General features: G+C 56.8%; 1 pseudogene. It reads left to right on the top strand.

Features of this window, described 5'->3' with window-relative positions:
• Positions 1 to 210: 210 nt before the first annotated feature.
• Positions 211 to 348, top strand: a pseudogene (locus tag ACRHNM_RS16420) (tRNA-dihydrouridine synthase); the annotation flags it as partial.
• Positions 349 to 354: the final 6 nt, after the last annotated feature.

The following is a 354-nucleotide window of genomic DNA, read 5'->3' as shown; positions in this document are numbered from 1 at the left end:
CACCTCCCGGTACGCCAACCAGGACAATGCGTTTTACTCCCGCCCCGAAACCCGTTTTATCCGGCTGGGATTCACCTATAATTTCGGGAATTACCGCCTGCAAAGCCGGCGAGCCGACCTGCGGAATACGGAGCGGGATCGGATCGTGGAGGATTGATTTGGCCGGAAATCCACCTTATTCGTAGCTTTGTAGCGCAAAAACAGCAATTTATGGTACGTATCGGCCCAGTGGAACTCCCGGATTTCCCGTTGCTGCTCGCCCCGATGGAGGATGTGAGCGACCCGCCCTTCCGCACGCTCTGCAAGGAACAGGGGGGCAATGTGATGGACACGGAAGTAATGACGTCCTAGGGC

Origin of the sequence: Psychroserpens mesophilus, from assembly GCF_050617655.1 — a bacterium.
In the GTDB taxonomy this organism is placed as follows: Bacteria; Bacteroidota; Bacteroidia; order Flavobacteriales; family Flavobacteriaceae; genus Psychroserpens; species Psychroserpens mesophilus_A.
This window is presented reverse-complemented; position numbering and strand designations above follow the sequence as displayed.